Origin of the sequence: Streptomyces sp. NPDC017056, from assembly GCF_044332485.1 — a bacterium.
GTDB lineage: Bacteria > Actinomycetota > Actinomycetes > Streptomycetales > Streptomycetaceae > Streptomyces.
The window spans coordinates 223712-248472 of record NZ_JBIRPD010000012.1; the positions used below are offsets into that span (position 1 = coordinate 223712).

The 24761-nt window shown below is 72.6% G+C and carries 23 protein-coding genes; 11 read left to right on the forward strand and 12 right to left on the reverse strand.

The annotated features are described in order from the left end of the window. Nucleotides 1–192: 192 nt before the first annotated feature. The gene (locus tag ACH4OW_RS23585) at nt 193–2802 is read right to left on the reverse strand and encodes an NACHT domain-containing protein (protein ID WP_398029908.1); all 2610 of its coding nucleotides are present in this window, start codon (nt 2800–2802) and stop codon (nt 193–195) included. Nucleotides 2803–3407: 605 nt separating this feature from the next. On the opposite strand from ACH4OW_RS23585, the gene ACH4OW_RS23590 reads away from it, so the two are divergent. After that, a complete protein-coding gene (locus tag ACH4OW_RS23590; protein WP_360136767.1) occupies nt 3408–4097 on the forward strand; it encodes a M23 family metallopeptidase in 690 nt (229 codons plus the stop codon). Nucleotides 4098–4115: 18 nt separating this feature from the next. On the opposite strand, the gene ACH4OW_RS23595 is transcribed toward ACH4OW_RS23590, so the two are convergent. Then, a complete protein-coding gene (locus ACH4OW_RS23595; RefSeq protein ID WP_360136768.1) occupies nt 4116–4691 on the reverse strand; it encodes a helix-turn-helix domain-containing protein in 576 nt (191 codons plus the stop codon). A 170-nt stretch (nt 4692–4861) separates the two neighbouring features. On the opposite strand from ACH4OW_RS23595, the gene ACH4OW_RS23600 reads away from it, so the two are divergent. From ACH4OW_RS23600 to ACH4OW_RS23610, 3 genes are all read left to right on the forward strand, one after another. After that, complete coding sequence (locus ACH4OW_RS23600) at nt 4862–6442, forward strand: MDR family MFS transporter (RefSeq protein ID WP_398029909.1); 1581 nt, start codon at nt 4862–4864, stop codon at nt 6440–6442. 245 nt (nt 6443–6687) lie between these two features. After that, nucleotides 6688–7107: a helix-turn-helix transcriptional regulator gene (locus tag ACH4OW_RS23605; RefSeq protein WP_398029933.1), complete on the forward strand. Its 420-nt coding sequence runs from the start codon at nt 6688–6690 to the stop codon at nt 7105–7107. Nucleotides 7108–7160: 53 nt separating this feature from the next. Further along, complete coding sequence (locus tag ACH4OW_RS23610) at nt 7161–7616, forward strand: VOC family protein (protein WP_398029910.1); 456 nt, start codon at nt 7161–7163, stop codon at nt 7614–7616. 63 nt (nt 7617–7679) lie between these two features. Here ACH4OW_RS23610 and cseC read toward each other — a convergent pair whose 3' ends face one another. From cseC to ACH4OW_RS23635, 5 genes are all read right to left on the reverse strand, one after another. Further along, nucleotides 7680–8981 (reverse strand): two-component system sensor histidine kinase CseC, encoded by a 1302-nt coding sequence (cseC, locus tag ACH4OW_RS23615; RefSeq protein WP_360136771.1) that lies wholly within the window; start codon nt 8979–8981, stop codon nt 7680–7682. 8 nt (nt 8982–8989) lie between these two features. Further along, nucleotides 8990–9700, reverse strand: a complete 711-nt coding sequence (cseB, locus tag ACH4OW_RS23620; protein ID WP_360136772.1) for a two-component system response regulator CseB — start codon at nt 9698–9700, stop codon at nt 8990–8992. 9 nt (nt 9701–9709) lie between these two features. Then, nucleotides 9710–10339 (reverse strand): hypothetical protein, encoded by a 630-nt coding sequence (locus ACH4OW_RS23625; RefSeq protein WP_360136773.1) that lies wholly within the window; start codon nt 10337–10339, stop codon nt 9710–9712. Between the two features lie 119 nt (nt 10340–10458). Continuing rightward, nucleotides 10459–11010: a SigE family RNA polymerase sigma factor gene (locus ACH4OW_RS23630; RefSeq protein WP_030023568.1), complete on the reverse strand. Its 552-nt coding sequence runs from the start codon at nt 11008–11010 to the stop codon at nt 10459–10461. Nucleotides 11011–11294: 284 nt separating this feature from the next. Continuing rightward, complete coding sequence (locus ACH4OW_RS23635) at nt 11295–12236, reverse strand: A/G-specific adenine glycosylase (protein WP_398029911.1); 942 nt, start codon at nt 12234–12236, stop codon at nt 11295–11297. A 195-nt stretch (nt 12237–12431) separates the two neighbouring features. On the opposite strand from ACH4OW_RS23635, the gene ACH4OW_RS23640 reads away from it, so the two are divergent. Then, complete coding sequence (locus tag ACH4OW_RS23640) at nt 12432–12929, forward strand: pyridoxamine 5'-phosphate oxidase (protein WP_398029912.1); 498 nt, start codon at nt 12432–12434, stop codon at nt 12927–12929. Between the two features lie 125 nt (nt 12930–13054). Here the strand turns inward: ACH4OW_RS23640 and ACH4OW_RS23645 are convergent, their stop codons facing one another. Then, a complete protein-coding gene (locus ACH4OW_RS23645; RefSeq protein WP_360136776.1) occupies nt 13055–13639 on the reverse strand; it encodes a phosphatase PAP2 family protein in 585 nt (194 codons plus the stop codon). A gap of 229 nt (nt 13640–13868) precedes the next feature. Between ACH4OW_RS23645 and ACH4OW_RS23650 the strand changes: the two genes are divergently transcribed. After that, a complete protein-coding gene (locus tag ACH4OW_RS23650; protein ID WP_398029913.1) occupies nt 13869–14684 on the forward strand; it encodes a hypothetical protein in 816 nt (271 codons plus the stop codon). 76 nt (nt 14685–14760) lie between these two features. Then, complete coding sequence (locus tag ACH4OW_RS23655) at nt 14761–15750, forward strand: NAD-dependent epimerase/dehydratase family protein (protein ID WP_398029914.1); 990 nt, start codon at nt 14761–14763, stop codon at nt 15748–15750. Between the two features lie 90 nt (nt 15751–15840). On the opposite strand, the gene ACH4OW_RS23660 is transcribed toward ACH4OW_RS23655, so the two are convergent. From ACH4OW_RS23660 to radA, 3 genes are all read right to left on the reverse strand, one after another. Next, nucleotides 15841–16245 carry a hypothetical protein gene (locus ACH4OW_RS23660; protein WP_360136779.1) on the reverse strand — a complete coding sequence of 135 codons (405 nt, stop codon included), beginning with the start codon at nt 16243–16245 and terminating at the stop codon, nt 15841–15843. 191 nt (nt 16246–16436) lie between these two features. Next, the gene (disA, locus tag ACH4OW_RS23665; RefSeq protein WP_398029915.1) at nt 16437–17588 is read right to left on the reverse strand and encodes a DNA integrity scanning diadenylate cyclase DisA; all 1152 of its coding nucleotides are present in this window, start codon (nt 17586–17588) and stop codon (nt 16437–16439) included. 140 nt (nt 17589–17728) lie between these two features. Beyond that, nucleotides 17729–19141, reverse strand: coding sequence for a DNA repair protein RadA (gene radA, locus ACH4OW_RS23670; protein ID WP_360136781.1), 1413 nt, complete (start codon nt 19139–19141; stop codon nt 17729–17731). A gap of 233 nt (nt 19142–19374) precedes the next feature. Between radA and ACH4OW_RS23675 the strand changes: the two genes are divergently transcribed. Continuing rightward, entirely contained in the window at nt 19375–21192 is a 1818-nt protein-coding gene (locus ACH4OW_RS23675; RefSeq protein ID WP_398029916.1) for a sigma-70 family RNA polymerase sigma factor, read from the forward strand. 36 nt (nt 21193–21228) lie between these two features. Here ACH4OW_RS23675 and ACH4OW_RS23680 read toward each other — a convergent pair whose 3' ends face one another. Beyond that, nucleotides 21229–22098, reverse strand: a complete 870-nt coding sequence (locus ACH4OW_RS23680; protein ID WP_360136783.1) for a hypothetical protein — start codon at nt 22096–22098, stop codon at nt 21229–21231. 93 nt (nt 22099–22191) lie between these two features. Between ACH4OW_RS23680 and ACH4OW_RS23685 the strand changes: the two genes are divergently transcribed. From ACH4OW_RS23685 to ACH4OW_RS23695, 3 genes are read left to right on the forward strand one after another with little or no spacing between them, the layout of a single operon-like run. Next, entirely contained in the window at nt 22192–23124 is a 933-nt protein-coding gene (locus tag ACH4OW_RS23685; RefSeq protein ID WP_360136784.1) for a Ppx/GppA phosphatase family protein, read from the forward strand. 57 nt (nt 23125–23181) lie between these two features. After that, nucleotides 23182–23994 (forward strand): sugar phosphate isomerase/epimerase, encoded by an 813-nt coding sequence (locus ACH4OW_RS23690; RefSeq protein ID WP_360136801.1) that lies wholly within the window; start codon nt 23182–23184, stop codon nt 23992–23994. After that, nucleotides 23991–24629 (forward strand): TetR family transcriptional regulator, encoded by a 639-nt coding sequence (locus ACH4OW_RS23695; RefSeq protein ID WP_398029917.1) that lies wholly within the window; start codon nt 23991–23993, stop codon nt 24627–24629. Before ACH4OW_RS23690 ends, ACH4OW_RS23695 begins: the two co-directional genes overlap by 4 nt. The last annotated feature ends 132 nt before the right edge of the window (nt 24630–24761 follow it).

The following is a 24761-nucleotide window of genomic DNA, read 5'->3' on the forward strand; positions in this document are numbered from 1 at the left end:
CGGCATGAATCGCGGCGGGAAACCCGGCGGTAAAGGGAAAAGACCTTTCCGCGGTGCCCGGCGTACCGGGACGGGAAATGCGGACGGACATATTCCGGTGCGCCCGGGACTTCCGGTGACCCGGTAACTCCAAGGCGCCGAGGCTTTACGAGCCCGGCAATGCGAGCCCGTAACGCCCATTCGGCTGTGACATCACAGTTCCACGACGTGAACGCCGTCCGGTACGCCGGTGACGCGCGGCAGCCGGCCGCCGACCGTCAGCAGTTCCAGCCGGGGGAAGGCGGCCAGCCACTCCATGGAGATCCCTAGGTCGTAGGCCAGCCAGAGCCGTCTGAGGCCGTCCGCCGGCGCGATGCCGCCGATCAGCTCGGCCGCGGAGAAACGCCCGGCGATCTGGAGGTAGGGCCGGCCGCCGAGCCGGCGCAGGGCGTGCAGCTCCTCCACGTCCGCCACCGGGAAGTACAGCTGGTCCGGGTCGAGGTGGGCGATGACCTCCCGGGCGTAGCGGGCGGTGTCGTACCGCCGCCAGGCGCCCGCCAGCTGCATTCGCAGGTCGAGCTCCGTCCGCTTGCGCAGCCCGGTCAGGTAGTCGATGGCCATGTCGTCGGCGATGGAGGTGGCCGTGACGGCGAGCAGGTACGCCTCGCCCTCGGAGACCTCGGCCGGGTCCGGCAGCATCTCCAGGACGATCGGGCCGATCCAGCCCAGCGCGCGGGCACCGGCCGCCGTGCTGGGGCGGACCATGTCGCGGGTGAAGCGCCGCACCCGGTGGCGTACCTCGGGGTCCAGTTCGGTGGCGTGCTCCACGCAGGCGGCGGCGAGCAGCTTGCGGTGCCGGGCCTCCGCGGCCCGGATGCCGGGCCGCGGGGCCAGCAGGCCGTTGAGGAGCGCGGCGCACTCGTCGGGGCGGGCCAGGGCGACGGCCATCCGGATGACGTCCTCCCACTCGGAGAGGTGGGCGTGGTTCAGGAGCAGCCCGAAGTCGTGGCGCTGGACGGTGGCGCGGGCGGCCAGGAAGTCCTGGAACGTGCGGTGCACGAAGTCGACGGTGTCCGGGGACGGTTCGCGCAGCAGCCCGGTCCGGTTCAGCAGGTGGCGGTATATCTCCTCGGGGCCGCCTTGGCGGGCGGCGTCCGGGATGGCGGGCAGGTGCTGGGCGAGCGTGTCCACGGCGATCGCGCGGTCCATCTCCGAGCGCCCGTTGACGAGCATCCAGTGGGCCAGCTTCTGGAGCAGCTGGATCTTGGGCTGGCGCGGCAGGTCGATGCCGTCCGTGGTGCCCATCGCCCGCTCCCGGTCCCGCCGTTCCAGCAGCATCGACAGGGCCGCGTCGTACAACTCCTTGCGGCCGTTGGGCAGATAGCCGCGGCGGTCGCGGTGCAGCGCGCAGAGCATGCCGCACATCAGCGGGTTGGTGGCGAGCCTGCCAAGGTCCCGGGTGATGCGTACGGCGTTGAGCAGGGTGTGTTCGTAGCCCGCGAGGCAGTCGAGGTCCTCCGGCTCCTGCTGGGCCGCCGCACGGTGCCAGCGCTGGATGAACGCGGCGATGTCCTCGCGGCTCATCGGGGCCAGCGACAGTTCGGCGAAGCCGTCGTCCGTCAGCCAGTCGGCGCGTACGGCGGAGGGGCGGGAGGTGACGATCCAGACGTTGCCCGGATACAGGGCGGTCCAGTCGCGCAGCAGGCGGCGCAGCGCCTCGCGCTCGTCCTCCGGCGCCTCGTCCACGCCGTCGATCAGCAGCAGGGCGCGCCCGGCCCGCAGGACGCGGTCGGCCCAGCCCGGCGGCTGGGCCTCGGCGCCCGGGTAGCCGACGGCGGCCAGGAAGGTGCCGGGGCTGGGAAAGCCGTCGCGGGCGAAGCGGCGTACCGGCAGCAGGAAGGGGACGCGGCCGTGCAGGGCGCGGCGCAGCGAAGCGGGCAGCTCGTCGCGGGCGGTGGCGACGGCCAGCCACTGGAGGAGCGTGGTCTTGCCGGAGCCGGCCACGCCCCGGATGAGGATCCGGCACAGGCCGCAGAGCGCCTGCTCCGCGGGGACGGCCGGTTCGGGGGTGGTGCCGCCTTCCGCGCTCTGCGGCTCGGCTTCGCAGCGCAGGCCCAGGTAGGCGGCGTCCAGCGGCCAGCTGTCCGGGGAGTGCGCGAGGTCGATGCCGAAGATGGTGAGGTGGTTGTGGAGGACGGCGGTGTCGTGGGCGTAGCGGGCCTCGAAGGCGGCGTCCTCGGCGGACCTGGAGGGCAGCCGGTCGCTCAGCGCCCCGAGGGTGTCCCCGATGTCCGCGAGCTGCCGGCTCTGCTCGACGAGGGTGCGGGGGACGAAGGCGGCGCGCTGGCTGAAGAAGTGCAGGATGTGCAGCGCGGCGGTGCCCACGAGGATGGCGTGCAGTTCGGTGCCGTCGTGGGTCAGCTCGCGGGTGGCGCCCGGGGCCGCCCGGCACAGCTGCCGGGCGAAGTCGGCGGCTTCCAGGCGGGCGGCCTGGGCGACGTCCATGTCGATCTCGCCGAGGGCCCAGAGCGTGCGGGTGAGCGCGTCCGTCACCGCCCGTTCCTCGTCGGCTGCGACGGGCCGCTCGTGCCCGTTCGTGCCGTGGTCTGGTGGTGTGACGGCCCGCTCGACCAGCTTGGCGGCGAGCCGTCGTACGTCCCGTTCGCCGAGGGTGCGCTTCTCGCCCTTGAAGGAGAGCAGGCCGGAGATCCGTACGGGCTTGTCCACGAGTGCGGCGCCGGGCCCTTCGCGGACGAACAGCTTTTTGACCAGCGGGGCGACGACTTTGGGCGCGAGGCGGGCAGTGACGATCATCGGGTCCATCGGTGATCCCCCATCACCTGGGCAACGCCGGCCGGGCCGCGCGTTGTGGGCTTCAAGCCTAGGGGAGACAGGGCCTCCGGGGGCCTGGGCTGCCGGGGGAACCACCGTCCGGTGAGGGCGGTGTCGGCTTCTTTTCGCTTTCTTGCGTTCGGGAGGCCATTGGTCCCGATACGGACACTCTTAAGACCCGCGCGGAAGCGGAAGGAACCCGGGGCCCGGTGACATGCCGCACAGGGCGATCCGTGCCCACTACGCGGAATAGTGGACGCTTTGCGGGAAACGGCGGGGCATCGCGGGTGCGGTGGACACGGGCCGGGGACGGGCACGGTCCCGGTGTACGGGATCACCTGCCGGAGGAGGGCAAAGGCACAGGTCAGCGGCCCGGTGGGGGAGTCGCCTGGCGGCCCGGAAGGGGCGGCGGGCGCGAGGTTTGAGACCTGGGGCCGAGGGTAGTCGGTGTGGTTTATTTCCCCGGCTTTTGGTACGGGATGAGGTAGTAGTAACGCCTATTGGCAGCTTGTCGGATTCGGGTTACCAAGGTGGGGCGCTCCCGGTCGACGGCCGGGACTCGCTCTTTCCCGCCCTTTCCCGGAGGTAGTTCCCGTATGACGAAGCACCACCCCCTGCACCGCCTGTCGAAGAAGTCCGTTCTCCGTACCCGCGCCACCGTGCTCGCGGCGGGCCTGGGCGTCTCCGCGGCCATGGGTGCCGGAGTGGCGCTGGCGGCGGGCGGCGACGACCGGTCGCTCGCCCTGGACGGGCTGACGGCGGACCTCGGCTCCTCGGTGAGCGCGCAGGCCGACGCGCAGAAGAAGGCCGCCGAGGCGGAGCGGCAGGAGGCCGAGAAGGCCAAGAAGGCGGCCGAGGAGAAGGCCCGCTCCTGGGTCAAGCCGGTGGACGACTACACGCTGGGCATGACGTTCGGCCTGGCGGGCAAGCACTGGTCGCACAACCACAGCGGTCAGGACTTCGTGGTGCCGAGCGGCACCGCCGTGCACGCCGTGCACGGGGGCACCGTGATCAAGGCGGGCCCGAACGGCGGCGGCGACGGCCCCGCGTACGGCAACGCGGTCGTGATCAAGCACGACAGCGGTACGTACACCCAGTACGCGCACCTGACGAGCACCGAGGTGAAGCCGGGCCAGAAGGTGGAGACCGGCCAGGAGATCGCCAAGTCCGGCAGCACCGGCAACTCGACCGGCCCGCACCTGCACTTCGAGGTCCGTACCGGCCCGGACTACGGCTCCGGTGTCGAGCCGACCGGCTTCCTCAAGGCGCGCGGCGACGGCGTGTGATCCCCGCCGCCGGTGCCGTCAGCCGTGGCCCGGCTGGGCCGCGGTGACCAGTTCGGTGGCGACCTCCAGGATGGCCTTGCGCTTGTCCTCGGGGTCGCCTTCGAGCGTCTGCATGGCGAACAGGCCCGCGTGCATCGAGAAGATCGCGGTGATGCAGCGCACCTGGTCCGTCAGCTGCGCCTCCGGTTCCCTGAGCAGCCCGGTGAGCCGGACCATGCGCTGCTTGAAGGTTTCCCCGATGCTCAGGTCCCGCACGGTCGCCTGGTTTTCCTGCATGAAGCGGAAGAGGGGCTCGGCGGTGCGCAGGGCCTCGCTGTAGCGGCGCAGGATCTCGTGCTTGGTCTCCAGGGTGCGCGGCTGCCGGTCGGCCCACTCGGTCAGCTCGTCGATCGGCCGCGCCAGGTCCTGGAACAGGCTGATGACGATGTCTTCCTTGGTCTTGAAGTGGTAGTAGAGCGCGGCCTTCGTGACGTCCAGCCGTTCGGCGATCTCGCGGAGCGAGGTCTTCTCGTAACCCTGTTCGGCGAACAGCTCCAGGGCGATGTCCTGGATGCGCTGGCGGGTGTTGCCCCTGCGCGCGTGCGGTGTGCCCATGCTGCTGTTCTCCTGCGTCGGTCGTCCCGGCCGGCGGACGCCATTAACTTACTTGACGCCCGGCTAGTTGGTTGCTTACCTTCTTCACTGTACTCAACTAGCCGGGCGGCAAGTAAGTGGGAGAAGCAGAGATGGGGATGTCGCAACAGAAAGCGACCCCAACGGGGGACATGACCGAACCGGCGAACGCCGGGGGGAAGCAGCCGGCCAGCGTCCGCGTGGTGCTGTTCGCGCTGATGATCGCGATGTTGCTCGCGATGCTGGACAACATGATCGTGGGCACCGCGATGCCCACGATCGTCGGCGAACTGGGCGGGCTGAGCCACCTGTCCTGGGTGGTGACCGCGTATACGCTCGCGACCGCCGCCTCCACCCCGATCTGGGGCAAACTGGGCGACCTGTACGGCCGTAAGGGCGTCTTCCTGGCGTCCATCGTGATCTTCCTGATCGGCTCGGCGCTCTCCGGCATGGCCCAGGACATGGGCCAGCTGATCGGCTTCCGCGCCGTACAGGGCCTGGGCGCCGGCGGTCTGATGGTCGGCGTCATGGCGATCATCGGCGACCTGATCCCGCCGCGGGAGCGTGGCAAGTACCAGGGCATGATGGCCGGCGTCATGGCCGTCGCGATGATCGGTGGGCCGCTGGTCGGCGGCACCATCACCGACCACCTCGGCTGGCGCTGGAGCTTCTACATCAACCTGCCGCTGGGCGCGATCGCCCTGGTCATGGTGACCGCGGTACTGCACCTGCCCAAGAAGCGGGCACAGGCGCGCATCGACTACGTGGGCGCCGTACTGCTCACCGTCGGCATCACCTCGCTGGTCCTGATCACCACCTGGGGCGGTACCGAGTACGACTGGCTGTCGGCCCAGATCGTCGGGCTCGGCGCGGTCGGCGTCGTCGCCCTGCTGGCCTTCGTCTTCACCGAGACCAAGGTCCGCGAGCCGGTGCTGCCGCTGCACATCTTCCGCAACAACAACTTCAGCCTCGTCACGGTCATCGGCTTCCTGGTCGGCTTCGTGATGTTCGGGTCGATGACCTTCCTGCCGCTGTTCCAGCAGACCGTGCAGGGCGCCTCGGCCACCAACTCGGGCCTGCTGCTCCTGCCGATGCTGCTCGCGATGATGGCGGTCTCGCTGGTCGCGGGCCGGGTCACCACCAACACCGGCAAGTACAAGATGTTCGTGGTGGGCGGCGGCGCGCTGATCACCGCGGGGCTCGCGCTGCTGTCCCTGATGGACACCGAAACCACCCGCTTCACCTCGGGTGTGTACATGGCGGTGCTCGGCGCCGGCATGGGCTTCCTGATGCAGACCACGATGCTGATCGCGCAGAACAGCGTCGAGATGAAGGACATGGGCGTCGGCTCCTCGTCCGCCACCCTCTTCCGTACGATCGGCGGCTCCTTCGGTGTCGCGATCTTCGGGGCGATCTTCAACAACCGGGTGACGGACGTGATGACCGAGCGGCTCGGCTCCGCGGGTGCGGGCGCGACCGCGGGCGGCGCCCAGATGGACCCGAAGAAGCTGGCGCAGCTGCCGGCCGCGGTCAGGGACGCCTACATGCACGCGGTCTCCGGCGGTACCCACCAGGTCTTCGTGTGGGGCGCGCTGATCAGCGTCATCGGCTTCGCCGCGGCCTGGTTCCTCAAGGAGGTGCCGCTGCGCGGCGGCCCGGCCAAGCCGGCCGAAGGGTCGCAGGACGGCGGCGAGGTCCAGGCGAGCAAGGCTCCTATGGTGGAGGCCGTCTGATCCGGCACTGAAATTCCCTGGCCAGCGGCCCCCGGCGTACGTGCCGGGGGCCGCTGCCGTGTCCGCCGGCAGGCTGCCGCCGGGCCGTTGTCAGTGGCGCGTGCCAGCATCGGAATGTGAACGGTGACGGGGTGCGGGACGAGCGGGGGGACGGGCGCGCGGGCGGCGGTGGCGCGGCCCCGGTGCCGCCGGTGTCCCGCGTGCCGCCCGCGCGGCTGCGCCAGCTGCGGCTGGCGAAGGACGCCATGGACCGCGACTGGGCCTCGCCGCTGGACCTGGGCGCGGTGGCGGCCCACGCCGGGTATTCACGCTTCCACTTCATCCGGGCCTTCAAGCAGGTGTACGGCCTGACCCCCGGCCAGTATCTGAGCCGCCGCCGGATCGAACGGGCCGAGGAGCTGCTGCGTACGGCCGATCTCTCCGTCACGGAGATCTGCTGGCTGGTCGGCTTCGGCAGCCTGGGCACCTTCTCCGCCCGCTTCAAGGAGCAGACGGGGCTGACGCCGAGCGCGTACCGCCGGCGGCATGTGGGACAGGGCGCCGGGCTGATACCGGGCTGCTATGCGCTGCTGTGGTCCGGCGGGTCCAAGTCTTTCGAGGGCCGGGGCTTCGAGGACCGGGGCGGGGCGGGCCGGGAGGACCGCAATTCTCAAGAAGGCGGGTAGCGGACGGGCTGCCTACGGTGAAGAGGACCGCGCAAGACAACGGAAGGCACGCCATGATCAAGGGACTCGCCATCGCCACCGTCTGGGTCCTGGACCAGGACCGGGCGAAGGAGTTCTACACCCAGAAGCTCGGGCTGGAGGTCCGCACGGACATGCGGATGGGCGGCGAGGACGGCATGCGCTGGCTGACCGTCGGCGCCAAGGACCAGCCGGACATGGAGCTGACGCTGATGGTCCCCGGCCCGCCCGGCATGGACCCGGAGTCCGGCGAGGCGCTCCGGCAGCTGGTCGGCAAGGGGCTGATGGGCGCCGGGGTGCTGGCCACGGACGACGTCAGGGGCGACTATGCCGCGCTCAAGGCCAAGGGCGTGGAGTTCCTCCAGGAGCCGCAGGAGCGCCCGTACGGCACCGAGGCGATTTTCCGGGACGACTCCGGCAACTGGTTCTCGCTGACCCAGCAGAACGAGCAGCTCGACCTGGGCAAGGACTGGGGGGAGTGCGTGGAGTAGCCACCGCGCCGAGGGCGGTGGGCCGGGCGCGGCGGCCCCGGACGGCCGGGTGGCCGCCGTCCCTCACCGGTCCGGCAGCTGGATGACGGGGAAGCTGCCCGTGTTCGTGGGAGCGTTCTCCGGCAGCCACAGCACGGACACCGCGCCCGTGGACCCGTCCGTCAGCTCGTCGGCGTTGCGGAAGGTGAGCCGGGCGCCCAGGACCCTGGCCTGGCCCGCGGCGATGGTCAGGCCGAGCCCGTGGCCGCGGCCCGCCCGGTCGCTGCTGCCCGTGCGGAAGCGGCTGGGGCCCTCGCGCAGCAGGGCCTCGGGGAAGCCCGTGCCGTGGTCGCGTACGCGCACGACCCGCCCCTCCACGGTCACCTCGATCGGCGGCTTGCCGTGCCGGGCCGCGTTCGCGATGAGGTTGCCCAGGATGCGTTCCAGGCGCCGTGGGTCGGTGGAGACCTCGGCGTCCCGCAGGATCTCGATCTTGATGTCGGGGTTCAGGGCCCGCACCCGCCGGGTGACGAACTCGCCGAGCGCCACGTCCTGCAACTCGGCGCGCTCCGCGTAGCCGTCCAGCCGGGCCACTTCCAGGACGTCCTCGACGAGCGTGCGCATCGCCTGCGCCCGGTCCCGCACCAGCTCCGACGGGCGTCCCGGCGGCAGCAGTTCGGCCGCGGTGAGCAGCCCGGTGACCGGGGTGCGCAGCTCGTGGGCGATGTCGGCGGTCACCCGGCGCTCCGCCTCGATGCGCTTCTGGAGCGCGTCGGACATCGCGTCCACCGCCCACGCCAGGTCGTCCGTCTCGTCCCGGATCCGGCCGCCGACCTCGTCGCGGATGCGTACGGAGGTGTCGCCGTCGGCCAGCTTGCCGGCCGCGGCCGCCGCCTTGCGCAGCCGCTGGGACAGCCGCCCGCCGATCAGCACGCCGAGCGCGCAGCCGCCGACCACGACCGCCGTCGAGCCGATCAGCAGCGCCTGGTCGAGGTCGTCCAGGACGGCGAACCGGTCGGGGAAGTAGCCCTGGATGGACAGCACCCGGCCGCCCGCGACCGGCGCGGCGGCCCACACCTTGGGCGTGGTCTGGCCGGTGTCCTCCAGGTAGGTCGCCCGCTTGCCCTTGGCGACCTCGTCCCGCAGCTCCTTCGGCAGCGCCGGGTCGTCCAGCTTCGCGCCGAAGCGCAGCTGGTGCGTGGACTCGTAGATCTTCTGCGTGAAGTTGAGCCGTTCGGTCTGCACGTCGCGGCTGTTGTCCAGCATCGAGCCGCGGGCGGCGTTGTGCACGACGAGGCTCAGCGCGATCGCGACCAGCGCTCCGACGAGCGCGATCGCGGCGCTGAGCTTCCACCGCAGCCCGGTACGCAGGGCGAGCCTGACCACCGCAGGAGTCAGCCTCTCAGCTTGTAACCGAAGCCGCGGACGGTCTCGATCCGGTCTTGTCCGATCTTGCCGCGCAGCCGCTGGACGTGGACGTCCACGACCCTGGTGTCACCGCCCCAGCCGTAGTCCCAGACCCGCTCCAGCAGCCGGTCGCGGGAGAGGACCGTGCCGGGCGAGTTGGAGAACTCCAGCAGCAGGCGCATCTCGGTCGGTGTCAGCGCGACCGGCTGGCCGCCTTTGCGCACCTCCATGCCCTCCGTGTCGACCTCCAGGTCACCGAAGCGCAGCACGGCCTCGGCCGGCTCGGGGGCGTCCGAGGCCGCGGCGCCCGCGCCGTCGGGGCCCGAGGCGTGCCCGAAGCGGCGCAGCACCGCGCGGATCCGGGCGACCAGCACGGCGCCGTCGAAGGGCTTGGTGACGTAGTCGTCGGCGCCCGCCTCCAGGCCCAGCACCACGTCGATGGAGTCGGCCCGCGCCGACAGCATGATCACCGGCACGGTCGACTCGTCGCGGATGCGGCGGCACAGGCTGACGCCGTCCAGGCCCGGCACCATCACGTCGAGCAGGGCGATGTCGGGACGGTCGGCCCGGAACGCCTCCAGGCCCGCCAGCCCGTCGGGCATGGCGGTGACCACGAAGCCGTCCCGCTCCAGGGCGAGCTGCGTCGCCTCGCGGATGACGTCGTCGTCCTCGACGAAGAGCACATGGGTATCGGCCATGCGGTGTTCTCAATCCTCCGGTGCCGGTTCCGGGGACGCGGATTCCGTGCTCCCGGTTTTGCTGTAGTCGGTGTGGTAGCGGGCGTACTCGACGAACCGGCTACCCGTCCAGCGGTAGGTCATCACATCCTCGCCGGAAGCGCAGCACACCTTGTCGCCGGAGTCGTAGGTCTGCTTGGAGACCTCCAGCTCGCCCTTGTTGACGCCCGCGTACACCGAAGGCTGTTCGTTGGTGAAGACATTGTCGTACGAAGAGCCGTTCTTGCGGTAGACGTACGAGCCGATGCCGACGGAATCCGCGCAGGTCATCACGTTGACGACGACGTCCGGGTCCTTGCCGTGGGTGAGCGGCGCGTACGTGACCTCGACCGGGTACTCGTCCGCGGCGCACGGCTTCGCCAGGGACTTCTTGACGTCCGCGCCGACCTTCGGGTCGTGCTTCATCAGCTCGACCGCGTCGACCTTCTCGTACGCGACCGACGCCGAGGGCGACGGGGACGGCGCGTGGGCCGACCGGCCCGTGGGCGCGGGCGTGCTGCTCGCCGTGCCCTCGGTCCTTACGCCCTCGCCGCCCGGGTTGCAGCCGGCCAGCAGCAGCGAGACGGCGGCCACCCCGGCGATGGCCGCTCCGCTCTTCACGTGTCCGGTTCCGGTCCGTGCGGACCGGAACCGTGCCGTACTGCCGCCGGCCAACCTGTTCCTGGTCAAACCGCTCCCGCTCACAGTCCCTCTGGCTAAGCCGCCGGTACCGCAGCCGGTCAGGCCGCGCACCGCTCCCGCTCCTGCTCGCCGCGCTCCAGCATGCGCGCGTCGATGTCGCGATTCTCCAGCTCCTGGCGCAGCCGGGCCAGGGCCCGGTGCAGCGTGCTCTTGACCGTACCGGTGGACATGCCGAGCGCCGCCGCGGTCTCCTCCGTGCTCATCTGCTCCCAGTGTCGCAGCACGACGACGCTGCGCTGCTTGGGCGCGAGCACGCCGAGGATGTCCATCAGGAGCGCGCGGTCGGCGCGCTGCTCGGTGCCGTCGTCGACGCTCGCGTCCGGGAGCTGCTCGGTGGGCACTTCCTCCAGCTTGCGGGCGCGCCACCACTCCGTACGGGTGTTGATCATGACACGGCGGAGGTAGGCGTCGGCGAGGGACTTGTCCGCGATGCCGTCCCAGCGCCCGTAGGTGCGGACCAGGGCCGTCTGGAGAAGGTCCTGGGCGTCGACCGGGTCGGGTACCAGGCGCCGGGCGCTGCGCAGCAGGGCCTCCTGCCGCGTCCGCACGTACTCCTCGAAGTCCAGTACCTTGCCGCCGCTGGTCGCCATCCCGACGCCTCCGATCCGCTTGCGTTCCCCACGTTGACCGCGCTGGCAGTCATCTCCAGCACGGGGAAGACGCTACGGAGGGGGTGTTGCGGCGTAGTGTGCGTGGGCCCCACAGGGAGTGCACGGAAAACCGTCGGTTGTGTAACAGCCCGCCGGGGGTCGTACCTCCGGCGGACAAGGGCCGTACGGGGTCATCCTCCCGGGGGACAGCAGGGGGCGGCCGGAAGGGCTATGGCCCTGTGCGCAGGGCGTTCGGCGCCCGGCCCGCCGTCACGGTGCCGTCATCAGGACGTGCTCCGGCCGAGCGGCAGGCGGTACGAGCCGCCCGGCAGCGGCTCCACCAGGCCGTCCGCGACCAGGCCGTCCAGTGCCCGCGCCCGCTGCACCGGCTCGTCCCAGACCGCGTCCAGCACGGCCTGCGGCACGGCACCGACGGCCTCCCGCAGCACGGCGAGCAGCTTGCCGCGCACCTGGCGGTCCGTACCGGCGTACGTCTGGCCGCGGCGCGGCGGGCCGTCGTGCGCGGGCGAGCCCGCCAGCCGCCAGGCGCACTGCGCGGAGATCGGGCAGCGCACACACTCGGGGCCGCGGGCGGTGCACACCAGCGCGCCCAGCTCCATCGTGGCGGCAGCCCACTTCGCCGCGGTCTCCTCGTCCTGCGGCAGCAGCGCGCGGGCCAGCTTGCGTTCGGCGGCCGTGGTGGCGTTCGGCGGGTACTGCCGGCCCTCGACGGCGCGCGCGAACACGCGGCGCACATTGGTGTCCAGCACCGCGTGCCGCTGCCCGTACGCGAAGGACGCGACGGCCGCGGCCGTGTACTCGCCGACGCCGGGCAGCGCGAGGAGCTGGCCGTGCTCGCGCGGCACGTCACCGCCGTGGCGCTCCTGTATGGCGGAGGCGGCGGCGTGCAGGCGCAGCGCGCGCCGCGGGTAGCCGAGACGGCCCCAGGCGCGTACTGCTTCCCCTGGCGGTTCGGCGGCCAGGTCCGCGGGGCGCGGCCAGCGTTGCAGCCACTGTTCGTACACCGGCAGCACTCTGCTGACCGGCGTCTGCTGCAGCATGAACTCGCTCACCATCACGCCCCAGGCGCCCGCCTCGGGGCGGCGCCAGGGCAGATCGCGGGCGTGCTCGTCGAACCAGTCGGTGACGGGGCCGTGCAGCCGGGCCCCTTCGGTTGCTTCGTTGGCGGCGGCGGTGGCGGCGGAGGCAGCAGGAGTGGAAGTCATGGCATGGCCGATCCTGGCACGGCGGCGCTCCGCCGTGAAACGCGCCGGGCCCGCGCCACGATGCGCCCACCCGCTCGCGGGAACGTCCCGGCGCGCCCACCAGGGCGCGGAAGGGGGCGTCCGCGTCCCGCGCGGCGGCGGGGGCGAGGATGTCCCCATGGTGTGGATGACGACGGGACCTGCGGGAGAGCGGCGATGACCACGGCGAGCGACTGTCCCGACACGATCCGCCGGGCCCTGGCGGTGCACACGACGCTGACGCTCGCGTACACCGACGCCGAAGGGCCGCAGGCGTGCGCCGTGCTCTACGCCACAGCGGACGGGCCGCTGCCCGCGCTCGTCCTGGTCACCGCGGAGTCGACCCGGCACGGCCGGGCGTTCGCCCGCGCGTCGGAGGCGGGCCCCGGCGCCCGCGTCGCCTTCACGGCCCAGCGCGACGGGCAGGAGTGGACCGGGCTGACCGGGGTGCAGGGCCGGGGCGTCGTCCGGCCGCTGGCGGGCGCGGACCGCGCGGCGGGCTGGCGTACGTATCTGGAGCGCTTCCCGTTCGTCGCGGCCGACGAACGGCTCGGCGCGGCGCTGGAGCGCACCGCGCTGTGGGAAGTGCGCCCGGACTGGCTCAGGTTGATCGACAACGGCCGCGGGTTCGGGCACAAGGAGGAGTGGCACGCGCCGGAGGGGCGCGAAGGTTAGCGGCACAGGCGGCAAGCGGTACGGGGGGCAGCAGTACGAGGGAAACGAAACGGGGGCATCCCGTAGGACGCCCCCAGCCTGCCGGGGACCTGCCGGAGTCGCCGGAGGTCCACCGAAGAAACGTTTTATGCGCGCACCAGGATCTTCCAGCGCCCCGTACTCATGCGCTCCACCACCGTGGTCAGCGGCCGGGCGAGCAGCGTGACGCACAGCGTGGCGGTCAGCGTGCCCAGCGCCAGGCCCGCCACCACGTCGTGCGGGTAGTGCACGCCGACGAAGACCCGCGAGAAGCCCGTCAGCAGCGCGACCGGCAGCGCCAGCCAGGCCGCCGCGCGCCACGCGAACACGATGCCGACGGCCAGCGCCGCCGCGATCGTGGAGTGGTTGCTCGGGAAGGACCAGTCGCCCTGCGGGGGGCACTGGACTATGGAGGCGGCGGCGCCCGCCACGGCCCGGCAGGGCCGTTCCTCGTCCACGAAGCTCTTGACGACCTCACTCACCAGGTAGGCGACCGCCGTGGCCACCGGCACCAGGACCGCGAGCGCGACCAGCCGCTCCTCCCCCTTGCGGGAGCGCCACCAGCCCAGGACGGCCAGCGCCATGAGCAGCAGGATGCCGCCCTCCGTACCGCCGGCGGCCAGCGAATGAATCCAGCCGGGTGTGTCGTGCGCGAAGTCGGTGACGTCGCGATAGAGATCGGTGCTGTACATGAACGCATACGGTACGGACTGTTACGGGAAAGCCGCACCTGGATGACCAGAAGGGGCGTATCCCGACGGAATCCGGGCCCGCGCGCGGCCGGGAACCGCAGTGGATCACGAAGTGATCACAGAGCGCGGCCCCGCAGCGCCCCCCTTCCAGGCTGATGATGCTAAAAGTTGCAGCTTCGTGCGGCGGGTACTGGCCGGTGTGACAGGTGATCTCTCGTAGAGTTTCCGCGTGGGATCTCTGCGCAATCCGATCGGGCCGCTTCCCTCCTCCATCTACTGGCGGCGGAGGGCCGTTGCGCTGGCCGTCCTCGCCCTGCTGGTCCTGTTGGTGGTCTGGGCCCTCAACTGGAGCGGCGGCGACGGGGAGACCGGCGCCGAGGGCAAGGGGCCCGGCGGTCCCGGCCCCGCGACGTCCATCACCCCGGGGCCGAACGCGACGGACTCCGGCATCGACCAAAAACCCGGCGGCCGGGACGAGTCGGGCAGCGGCGGCGGGTCCGGCACGGGCTCCGGCGGTTCGGGCGGATCCGGCGGCTCGGGTGCCGGCACGGGCGGCAGCGGTGGGTCCGCGAGGTCCGGCGGCGGCTCCGCCCTGGGCGAGGGCGGCGGCGCCGTCACCGTACCGGCCGGCGCGGCGCTCCCGAACTGCGTCGAATCCGACACGGAGTTGAAGCTGCGCAGCCTCAAGAGCACCTACGCGCCCGGCGAGCGGCCGAAGTTCGAGGTCACGGTCGAGAACTCCGGCGACCAGACCTGCAAGGTGGACCTGGGCCGCGGGTCGGCGGCGCTCACGATCACCGCGAAGTCCGGTGACGAACGGGTGTGGGCCTCCGGCGACTGCCCGCCGGGCGCGGGCAGCACCGCGCTGGTGCAGGTGCCGGCGGGCGGCTCGGTCACCCGGACCGTGGAGTGGGACCGCAGGCCCAGCGACTCCGAGTGCGCGACGCCGAACGCCGCTCCGGTCGGGCCGGGCGCGTACGTCGCCGAGGCCAAGGTGGGCGGCCTGGCTTCGGTGCGCACGCCCTTCACGCTGGCCGAAAGCTGACGGGTACCCGGTCCGCGATTGCGCTGTGAGCGTGCAGCCGTTTTCCGTCCGTCCATGATCGGGCACAGTCGGCCGTATGAGGCTACTGATGCTGGGCGGAACGGAGTTCGTGGGGCGCGCGGTCACCGATGCGGCCCTGGCGCGCGGTTGGCAGGTGACGGTGTTCCACCGCGGGCAGCACGCGGCGCCGCCGGGCACGACGGTCCTGCACGGCGACCGCACCGACGCGGCCACCCTCGGGGCGCTCGCCGACGGCACGTGGGACGTCGTGGTGGACACCTGGAAGGGGGCGCCGACCGCGGTACGCGACGCGGCCCGGCTGCTGGCCGACCGGGCCGGGCGGTATGTGTACGTGTCCACCGGGTCGGTGTACGCGCCGCCGGCCGGCCCCGGGCACACCGAGGAAAGCCGGCTGGTGGAGGGCTCGCCGGACGCGGATTCGGTGGCGTACGCCGAGGACAAGCGGGGCGGTGAACTGGCCGCGCTGGCGGCCTTCGGCGAGGACCGGACGCTGCTGGCCCGCGCCGGGCTGATCCTCGGCCCCGGGGAGAATCTCGGCCGGCTGCCCTGGTGGCTGACGCGCATCGCCCGCGGCGGCCCCGTGCTCGCGCCGGGCCCGCGCGACCTGGGGCTTCAGTACATCGACGTCCGCGACCTCGCCGAATGGATTCTGCACGCGGTCGAGACCGGGCTGTCAGGCCCGTACAACCTCATCAGCGAGCCGGGCCACGCCACGATGGGCGAACTGCTGGAGTCCTGCGTCAAGGTCACCGGGTCCGACGCCGAACTGCGCTGGGCGGAGCCGGAGAAGATCCTCGCGGCCGGCCTCGCGCCCTGGACGGAACTGCCCGTCTGGCTGCCGCCGGGCGAGCTGTACGACGCCATCCACTGCGGCAACGCCGCCAAGGTCCACGGCGCGGGACTGCGCTGCCGGCCGGTGGCGCAGACGGTGGCCGCCACCTGGGAGTGGCTGCGGGAACTCGGCGGCGAGGCGCCGCTGCGTACCGACAGCAAGACGACCGGGCTGGCACCGGAGCGTGAGGAAGCGTTCCTGCGGGAGCTGTGAGGCGTGCCGGGGCCCGGGAACCGGGCCCCGCTCGCGAGGCCCGCGCACGGCTGCGGTTCCCGGCCGCCCGGGCTCACCGCGGCGCGCGGTTCAGGACTTGGTCGTCTTCCACCCACTGCAGGTGCTGTCGATCACGTGCTTGTTGCCCCACTCGCCCGCGCAGATCCGGAACTCGAGGACCCAGCCGTTCTCGAACTTCTTGTTCTTGTACCGATACGTCTGGTAACCGGCTGTGTTCCAGATGGTTCCCTGCCGAATGGTCGCCTGGGACTCGGGATAAATACTGCGCCAGGCGACGAGGGTCGCGTGCCCGTCCTTCTTCTCGTCGACGATCTCGAACCAGTCCCCGTCCTTGCGGAAGCACGCCTTCCCGACGGAGTTGTGCACGCACGACAGGGAGGAAGGACTGGTCGGCCACGGCCCGTCGTCGGCCTTCTCGACGCTGAAAATGACGGCCGAGGCATTGCCGATCGTGAGCAGGGTCGCGGCGGTCATACCACCGAGGACCGTGGCTATGCGAGCTATACGCAAGGAAGGTGCCTTCTCTGAGTGACGATCAGACAGAACGCTGTGAGTGTAGAGCCACCCAGCGTCGCCCCTTGCCGAAAGGCACCCCGCCCCCGCACGTCGGAGGGCACGCCGGCCACTCCGGGATTCCCGGCATGACCGGGCTTACGCGGCCCGCCTTACACGTACCGTTCGAGGATCGAGGACTCCGCGAGCCGGGACAGGCCCTCGCGCACGGACCGGGCGCGGGCCTCGCCGACGCCGTCCACGGCCTGGAGGTCGTCCACGCTCGCCGCGAGCAGCTTCTGCAGCCCGCCGAAGTGCTCGACGAGCCGGTCGATGACCGCGCCCGGCAGCCGCGGCACCTTCGCCAGCAGCCGGAAGCCGCGCGGCGAGACCGCCGAGTCCAGCGTCTCGGGCGAACCGCTGTAGCCCAGCGCGCGGGCCACGATGGGCAGTTCCAGCAGCTCGGCGTGGCTGAGGGCGTCCAGCTCGGACAGCGCCTCCTGGACCGTACGGGACCGCTTGGCCGTCGGCTCGGGCACGTAGTCGCGCACGACCAGCTCGCGCTCCGGCTCGACGCCCGCGATCAGCTCGTCCAGCTGGAGGGAGAGCAGCCGGCCGTCCGTGCCCAGCTCGACCACGTACTCGGCGATCTCGGTCGCGATGCGGCGCACCATCTCCAGCCGCTGCGCGACCGCGGTGACGTCCCGGACCGTGACCAGGTCCTCGATCTCCAGCGCCGACAGGGTGCCGGCGACCTCGTCCAGCCGGAGTTTGTAGCGCTCCAGGGTCGCCAGGGCCTGGTTGGCGCGGGACAGGATCGCCGCCGACTCCTCCAGGACGCGGCGCTCACCGTCCACGTACAGCGCGATCAGCCGCATCGACTGGCTGACCGAGACGACCGGGAACCCGGCCTGTATCGAGACGCGCTGCGCGGTCCGGTGGCGGGTGCCGGTCTCCTCGGTGGGGATGGAGGCGTCCGGGACCAGCTGCACACCGGCCCGCAGGATCTTGGTGATGTCCTTGTCCAGGACCAGCGCCCCGTCCAGCTTGCACAGCTCGCGCAGCCGGGTCGCCGAGAACTCCACGTCCAGCACGAAGCCGCCGGTGCACATCGACTCGACGGTCTTGTCGAAACCCAGGACGATCAGGCCGCCCGTGTTGCCGCGCAGAATGCGCTCCAGGCCGTCCCGCAGGGCCGTGCCGGGCGCCACGGCGCTCAGCGAGGCCCGCATCAGGCCCTCCGTGCCGCTCTCGCCCGACCTCCGGGTGGGCGGCCCCCAACCGGACCTGCCACCAGACGACGATGCCCGGTCGTTGGCTGCCACTGCACTCCTTAGTCGCAAGGTCTGTCGGTGCCGCAGGCCGCCCGGCAGATGCCTTGGTCACGCAGCCGGTGAGCTGCGCGGGCCGACGGCATGACTTTCGTTGACAGGCGAGACCGGGGCAAAGTCTACCGGCGACCGCGCTATTCGACGGGGGCCTCCTTGCGCGGTGCCTCGCGGCGCGGCCGCTTGGGCAGCACGCGCAGCGCCTCGCCGACGTCGGCCACCTCCAGCACCCGCATGCCCGCCGGGATCTTGCCGGGGTCGTTCGGGACCAGGGCGTGGGTGAAGCCGAGCCGCGCCGCCTCGGCCAGCCGGCGCTGTACGCCCGTCACCCGCCTGACCTCGCCCGCCAGGCCCACCTCGCCGATCGCGACCAGGTTCTTCGGCAGTGGGCTGTCGCTGGCGGCGCTGGCCAGCGCGAGCGCCACGGCGAGGTCGGCGGCCGGCTCGGTCAGCTTCACGCCGCCGACCGTGGCGCTGTAGATGTCGCGCTTGCCGAGGGCGGCGATCCGGCCGCGCTGCTCCAGGACGGCCAGCATCATCGAGACGCGGGAGGTCTCCAGCCCCGAGGTGGTCCGCCGCGGCGACGGGATCTGCGTGTCGACCGTCAGCGCCTGCACTTCGGCGACCAGGGGGCGGCGGCCCTCCAGGGTGACCGTCAGGCACGTACCGGGCACGGGCTCGTCGCGGCGGGTCAGGAAGAGGCCGGACGGGTCGGCGAGGCCGGTGATGCCCTCGTCGTGCAGCTCGAAGCAGCCGACCTCGTCGGTGGTGCCGTAGCGGTTCTTCACACCGCGCACCAGGCGCAGCCGGGCGTGCCGGTCCCCTTCGAAATTCAGTACGACGTCGACCAGGTGCTCCAGGAGGCGGGGGCCCGCGATGGCGCCGTCCTTGGTGACGTGGCCGACCAGCAGCGTCGCCATGCCGCGCTCCTTGGAGGCCCGGATGAGGGCGCCCGCGACCTCGCGGACCTGCGCCATGCCGCCGGGCGCGCCGTCGATCTCGGGGGAGGCGACGGTCTGCACGGAGTCCACGATCAGCAGGGACGGCTTGACCGAGTCCAGGTGGCCCAGGACGGCGGACAGGTCCGTCTCGGCGGCGAGGTAGAGGTGGTCGTCGATGGCGTGGATACGGTCGGCGCGCAGCCTGACCTGGCTCGCGGACTCCTCGCCCGTCACGTACAGCGTGCGGTGGTCGGCGCTCGCCGCCTTCGCCGCGACGTCCAGCAGCAAGGTGGACTTGCCGACGCCCGGCTCGCCGGCCAGCAGCACCACGGCGCCGGGCACCAGGCCGCCGCCCAGCACGCGGTCCAGCTCGTCGACGCCGGTGGAGCGGGCGGTGGCCTGGCGGCCGTCGACCTGGCCGATGGGCAGCGCGGCGGTGGTGACCCGCCCCGGCGCGGTCGTGCGGACGGCGGGCGCGCCGCCGAATTCCTCGACCGTGCCCCACGCCTGGCACTCGGGGCAGCGGCCGAGCCACTTCGCGGTGGTCCAGCCGCATTCGGTGCAGCGGTACGAGGGCCGCTCCTTGGCCGAGGATTTACGAGTCGCCATGGTGTTCACCGTAGTGGCGGGGTGTGACAGCGCGGGCGGGAGGCCGCCGCGGGCAGGGGCGCGGTACGCGGGGGGGCGCGGCGTGTCGGCGCCCTGAGCGGGGTGTGGTGAGGGGAATCGAAGGCGAAAGCGGGGTTTACTGTCCCCTTTTGAGGGAGAACGTCACCCGTATGGATTAAAAGTGTCCGTGCGGCGCGATAGTGCCTGCATCATCCGCCTACCGTCGCCGGGTGATGAGCAGCAGGTCCGATCACCCCACGCACGACACCGGCGCGCACCGGGCGCTCGACGGCGACCCGCGGCCCGGCAGGCCGCCGCTCCCCGAGCGGTACGAGCCCCACCTCGACGGGCTGTTCACCTACTGCCTGTCCGTCCTGTGCGAGCACGACGCGGCGACCGCCGTCCTCGGCGAGGTGCTCGCCGTCGCCGAGCGGCACCACGGCCGCCGGCCGCCGGACGACGGGCTGTACCGGCCCTGGCTGTACGCGCTCGCCCGGTGGGCCTGCCTGCGGCAGCTGGCGGAGCAGACGCCGCGGAGCGGCGCGTACCCCGGGGCGGGCGGGGGGACGCCGTCCGGCGCGTCCCCGCCCGGCGCGGAAACGTCGCCGGAAGCGTCGTCGGAAACGTCGCCGGAAACAACGTCGTTCGGCACGGGCACCTCGGCCGCCCTGAGCACCCGCCGCCAGCGCGAACTGGCCGCACTGGCCTGGCCCGAGGCCGCCGGTACGACACCCGAGCAGCGCGAGGCGCTGGAGCTGTCGGTGCGTCACCGCCTGGCGCCCCACGAGGTCGCCGCGGTCCTCGGCGGCGACCTCGTCGCCACCCGCACCCTCCTGGCCGCCGCCGCCTGCGAGGTCGAGCGCACCCGCGCCGCGCTCGCCGTCGTCGAGTTCGGCCGCTGTCCCGACGTCGCCCAGCTCGCGGGCGACACCCAGATGCTGCTGGGTGTCGCGCTGCGCCGGGAGCTGGTGCGGCACGTGGACGACTGCGCCGAGTGCCGCCGTACGGCCGAGCGGGCCACCGCGCACGGGCCCTGGCCCGGTACGGCGCCCGCCGACCACGGCACGTTACCGCTGGTCACCGCCCCGCGCGCCGCGGTGTGTGCGGCCTTGGAGGCGGCTCGGGAAGCGCGCTCGGGGCGTGCCGAGCGCGGGGCGGGCGCGGGCCTCTTCCCGCGCTCGGGGCGTACGGGGCGCACGGGCGGCGTAAACGGTTCTCCTCGCTACGACCGGCGCGGATTCCCCGTCGGGCCCAAGGACCCCGGCACCCGCAGGCGCCGGCTGCGCACCCGCGCCGTGACCACCACCGTGGTCGCCACCGTGCTGGCCGCGCCGGTGCTCGCCCTGTGGGCCGCCTACCGGGGCGCGCCCCTCACCGGCGAGGGCCGCGAAGGCCCGGCGGTGACGGCGCACGAATCGGACGGCGGGGGACCGCTCGGCGGCGACCCGTACGAGAACACGGGCAGCGCCCGGACACCCCCCGCCCCGTACCTCGCCGCGGCGAGCGGCTGGCACGACCTCTCCGTCCAGGTCGTCGGCGCCGACGGCGCGCCCCTGCGGCCCGGCGAGACCGACCGTTCCGGCAGCGGGCCCGGACGGCTGACCGTCACGGCGCAGCCGCGCGGCGGCAGCACGCTCGTCACGCTCACCGCGTCCGGCGGGACACCGGTCCACTGGTCGGCGCGGCCCGGCGCGCCGTGGCTGCGGCTCAGCGCCACCGCCGGAGTGCTGCGGCCGGGGCAGACCGCCACGGTCGTGGTGTCCGTGGACCACGAGCGGGAGCCCGACGGGTACTGGAACGCCCGGATTCTCCTGGCGCCCGGAGGGACCGTGGTGACGCTGGAGGGATGGGGCAAGGGGGGCGAGGACCCCGGTCCCGGCCCGGGAAGACCGACGGGGCCGGGGCCCCGGCCCGATCCGACCGGGGTCCCGCCGACGAGCGGGCCGTCGCAGCCGCCCACGCCACCGGCCTCGCCGACGCCCGCGCCCACGACCGGGGAGCCGACGGTGGGCCCGAGCCCCTCGCCGAGCGCGCCGGAGCCGCCGGGATGACCGTCCCCGGCCCGCCGGGCGGCGCCGGGGCACCGGCTACCGGCAGGCGCCCCCCGCCGGGCCCGGGTCCGCCGGGTGCGGGGCCATCGGCAGGGTGGCCGCCAGGCGCTCCTCGCAGAGTTCCACCAGGCGGGCATAGCCTTCCTTGCCCATCAGCTCGGTGAGTTCGGGTCCGTAGGACACGTAGACCGGCTCGCCCGCGCCGTGTGCGGAGGTCGCCGACGTGCACCACCAGTGCAGGTCGTGGCCGCCGGGGCCCCAGCCGCGGCGGTCGTACTCGCCGATGGTGACCTGGAGGACGCGGGTGTCGTCGGGGCGGTCGATCCAGTCGTAGGTGCGCCGGACCGGGAGCTGCCAGCAGACGTCCGGCTTGGTCTCCAGCGGCTCGCGGCCCTCGCGCAGCGCGAGGATGTGCAGCGAGCAGCCGGCGCCGGCCGCGAAGCCGGGGCGGTTCTGGAAGATGCACGAGCCCTTCCAGCGCCGGGTCTGGCGGTCGCCGTCCTCGTCCTCCTGGGTCCAGCCGGTGGAGGTGCCGACGTCGTGGAACTGCCACAGGTCGGGCGTGAGCCGCGCCACGTGCTCCGCGACCCGCTGCTCGTCCTCCTCGTCGGAGAAGTGCGCGCCGAGCGTGCAGCACCCGTCGTCCGCGCGCCCCGCCTCGATGCCCTTGCAGCCGCTGCCGAAGATGCACGTCCAGCGGGAGGTGAGCCAGGTCAGGTCGCACCGGAAGACCTGCTCGTCGTCGGCGGGGTCGGGGAAGGTGACCCAGGCGCGGGCGAAGTCCAGGCCGCCGACCTCGTCGGCCCGAGCCCCTTGCGCCTCCTGCGCCGCACGCGCCTCCCGAGCGCGTTGCTTTCCTGCCTTCTTCAGGGCTTTTTCCTGCTTCGCCTTGTTCGTCTTAGCCACTACTCCAGCCTAAAGCGACCGGCACCTGCCGAAGTTCTTTCCGGGCGGTGGGCTCGCCGTCGGTTCCCGGCCAGGTCGCAGTAGGTTCAACGTATGAGACTCGGAGTCCTCGATGTGGGTTCGAACACGGTCCATCTGCTGGTGATGGACGCGCACCCGGGAGCGCGTCCGCTGCCCGCCTGGTCGCACAAGGCGGAGCTGCGGCTGGCCGAACTCCTCGACGAGGACGGCGCGATCGGCGACGCGGGCGTGGAACGGCTCGTGGCGACGGTACGGGCGGCGGTCGAGGTCGCCGAGGACAAGGGCGTCGAGGACGTGCTCCCGTTCGCCACCTCCGCCATCCGGGAGGCGGCCAACGGCGAGGAGGTGCTGCGCCGGGTCGCCCGGGAGACCGGCGTCGAGCTGCGGGTGCTGTCCGGCGAGGACGAGGCCCGGCTGACGTTCCTCGCGGTCCGCCGCTGGTTCGGCTGGTCGGCCGGGCGGCTGCTGGTCCTGGACATCGGCGGCGGCTCGCTGGAGATCGCGTACGGGCTGGACGAGGAGCCGGACGCGGCGGTGTCGCTGCCGCTGGGCGCGGGCCGGCTCACCGCGGGCGACCTGCCCGGCGACCCGCCGGAGGCGGAGGACATACGGGCCCTGCGCAAGCGGGTGCGGGCCGAAATCGCCAGGGTGGTGAGCGATTTCACGCGTTTCGGTACGCCCGACCACGTCGTCGGCACGTCCAAGACCTTCAAGCAGCTGGCCCGTATCGCCGGCTCCGCCCGCTCGGCCGAGGGCCTCTACGCGCAGCGTGAGCTGGACCGCAAGGCGCTGGAGGAGTGGGTGCCGCGGCTGGCGGGGATGACCGGCGCCGAGCGGTCCAAGCTGCCCGGCGTCTCCGAGGGGCGCGCCTCCCAGCTGCTGGCGGGGGCGCTGGTGGCGGAGGCCGCGATGGACCTGTTCGGCGTGCGCACGCTGGAGATCTGCCCCTGGGCGCTGCGCGAAGGCGTCATCCTGCGCCGCCTGGACCACCTGCCTCCGGGATAGGGGCGAGGCCGACGCCCTCCGGCGGCGGCCCGTACCCTGTCCCTCGTGACGGAGCCAGTGGTGCGCATCCCGGATGCGAAGGTCGCCCTGTCCACGGCCTCGGTGTATCCGGAGTCGACGGCGACGGCCTTCGAGATCGCCGCGCGCCTGGGCTACGACGGCGTCGAGGTCATGGTGTGGACCGACCCGGTCAGCCAGGACATCGAGGCGCTGCGCCGGCTCTCCGACTACCACGGGGTGCCGATCCTGGCCGTGCACGCGCCGTGCCTGCTGATCACGCAGCGGGTGTGGTCCACGGACCCCTGGGTGAAGCTGCAGCGCGCACGCAACGCCGCGGAGAAGCTCGGCGCCTCGACGGTGGTCGTCCATCCGCCCTTCCGGTGGCAGCGCAACTACGCCCGCGAGTTCGTGCGCGGAGTGTGGCGGATGGAGAGCGAGACGGACGTACGGTTCGCCGTCGAGAACATGTACCCGTGGCGCTACCGGGACCGCGAGATGCTCGCGTACGCCCCGGACTGGGACCCGACCAAGGACGACTACCGGCACTTCACCGTCGACCTCTCGCACACCGCCACCTCGCGCAGCGACGCGCTGCACATGGTCGACCGGATGGGCGAGCGCCTGGCGCACATCCACCTCGCCGACGGCAACGGCTCCAACAAGGACGAGCACCTGGTGCCGGGGCGCGGCTCGCAGCCCTGCGCCGAACTGCTGGAGCGGCTGGCCGCCACCGGCTTCGACGGGCACATCGTCGTGGAGGTCAACACCCGGCGCGCGTTGTCGGCGGCCGAGCGGGAGGCGGACCTCGCGGAGGCGCTGGCCTTCACGCGGCTGCACCTCGCGTCGCCGACGTGGGTGCCCGGGTCGTGACGAGCGGCAGTACCGGTGCCGGGCCCGCGGGCCCGGCCCGCAGGCGCGGCCGCCCGGCCCGTACGGACGCCGTGGACGGCCCCGGTGCCCGTGAGCGCATCCTGACCGCGGCCCGTGCCGAGTTCGCCGCGCGCGGGTACGAGAAGGCGTCGATCCGCGGCATCGCCAAGGCGGCGGAGGTGGACCCGGCGCTGGTCCACCATTACTACGGCACGAAGGAGCAGGTCTTCGAAGCGGCCGTGGAGATGTCCTTCGCGCCCGCACTGAGCGCGCCTGAAATCGTCCTCGAAGGCGGTCTGGAGGGTGTGGGGGAGCGGCTCACCCGCTTCGTCCTCGGTGTGTGGGAGAACCCGGTCACCCGCGAGCCGCTGCTGGCGATCGTCCGCAGCGCCCTGAACAACGACGCCGCCGCCGCGGTCTTCCGCAAGCTCGTCGCCCGCCAGCTGCTGCGCCGGATCGCCGCCGAGCTGGCGGTCCCGGACGCCGACCTGCGGGCCGAGCTGGCGGCGGCGCAGCTGGTGGGGACGGCGATGCTGCGGTACGTGATCAAGCTGGAGCCGCTGGCGTCGGCCGACCCGGAGCGGATCGTCGCCCGGGTGGCGCCGGTGGTGCAGCAGCATCTGACCGGGCCCTGACCCGGGCGGACGCGCCCGCCGCCGGTGTCCGCCCAGCGGTCACCCGTCTCACATTCCGGAGAAGCTGTCCAGATCTTGGAGCCGGGGCGTAGTCTCGACTGATTCACGTACGTACGCGCACTGGGCGTACGA

What these genes read in the sequence shown, in the direction of transcription:
- ACH4OW_RS23585 (WP_398029908.1), bottom strand. Translation starts at nt 2,802, where the DNA reads ATGGACCCGATGATCGTCACTGCCCGCCTCGCGCCCAAAGTCGTCGCC.
- ACH4OW_RS23590 (WP_360136767.1), top strand. Translation starts at nt 3,408, where the DNA reads ATGACGAAGCACCACCCCCTGCACCGCCTGTCGAAGAAGTCCGTTCTC.
- ACH4OW_RS23595 (WP_360136768.1), bottom strand. Translation starts at nt 4,691, where the DNA reads ATGGGCACACCGCACGCGCGCAGGGGCAACACCCGCCAGCGCATCCAG.
- ACH4OW_RS23600 (WP_398029909.1), top strand. Translation starts at nt 4,862, where the DNA reads ATGACCGAACCGGCGAACGCCGGGGGGAAGCAGCCGGCCAGCGTCCGC.
- ACH4OW_RS23605 (WP_398029933.1), top strand. Translation starts at nt 6,688, where the DNA reads ATGGACCGCGACTGGGCCTCGCCGCTGGACCTGGGCGCGGTGGCGGCC.
- ACH4OW_RS23610 (WP_398029910.1), top strand. Translation starts at nt 7,161, where the DNA reads ATGATCAAGGGACTCGCCATCGCCACCGTCTGGGTCCTGGACCAGGAC.
- cseB (WP_360136772.1), bottom strand. Translation starts at nt 9,700, where the DNA reads ATGGCCGATACCCATGTGCTCTTCGTCGAGGACGACGACGTCATCCGC.
- ACH4OW_RS23630 (WP_030023568.1), bottom strand. Translation starts at nt 11,010, where the DNA reads ATGGCGACCAGCGGCGGCAAGGTACTGGACTTCGAGGAGTACGTGCGG.
- ACH4OW_RS23635 (WP_398029911.1), bottom strand. Translation starts at nt 12,236, where the DNA reads ATGACTTCCACTCCTGCTGCCTCCGCCGCCACCGCCGCCGCCAACGAA.
- ACH4OW_RS23640 (WP_398029912.1), top strand. Translation starts at nt 12,432, where the DNA reads ATGACCACGGCGAGCGACTGTCCCGACACGATCCGCCGGGCCCTGGCG.
- ACH4OW_RS23645 (WP_360136776.1), bottom strand. Translation starts at nt 13,639, where the DNA reads ATGTACAGCACCGATCTCTATCGCGACGTCACCGACTTCGCGCACGAC.
- ACH4OW_RS23655 (WP_398029914.1), top strand. Translation starts at nt 14,761, where the DNA reads ATGAGGCTACTGATGCTGGGCGGAACGGAGTTCGTGGGGCGCGCGGTC.
- ACH4OW_RS23660 (WP_360136779.1), bottom strand. Translation starts at nt 16,245, where the DNA reads ATGACCGCCGCGACCCTGCTCACGATCGGCAATGCCTCGGCCGTCATT.
- radA (WP_360136781.1), bottom strand. Translation starts at nt 19,141, where the DNA reads ATGGCGACTCGTAAATCCTCGGCCAAGGAGCGGCCCTCGTACCGCTGC.
- ACH4OW_RS23675 (WP_398029916.1), top strand. Translation starts at nt 19,375, where the DNA reads ATGAGCAGCAGGTCCGATCACCCCACGCACGACACCGGCGCGCACCGG.
- ACH4OW_RS23685 (WP_360136784.1), top strand. Translation starts at nt 22,192, where the DNA reads ATGAGACTCGGAGTCCTCGATGTGGGTTCGAACACGGTCCATCTGCTG.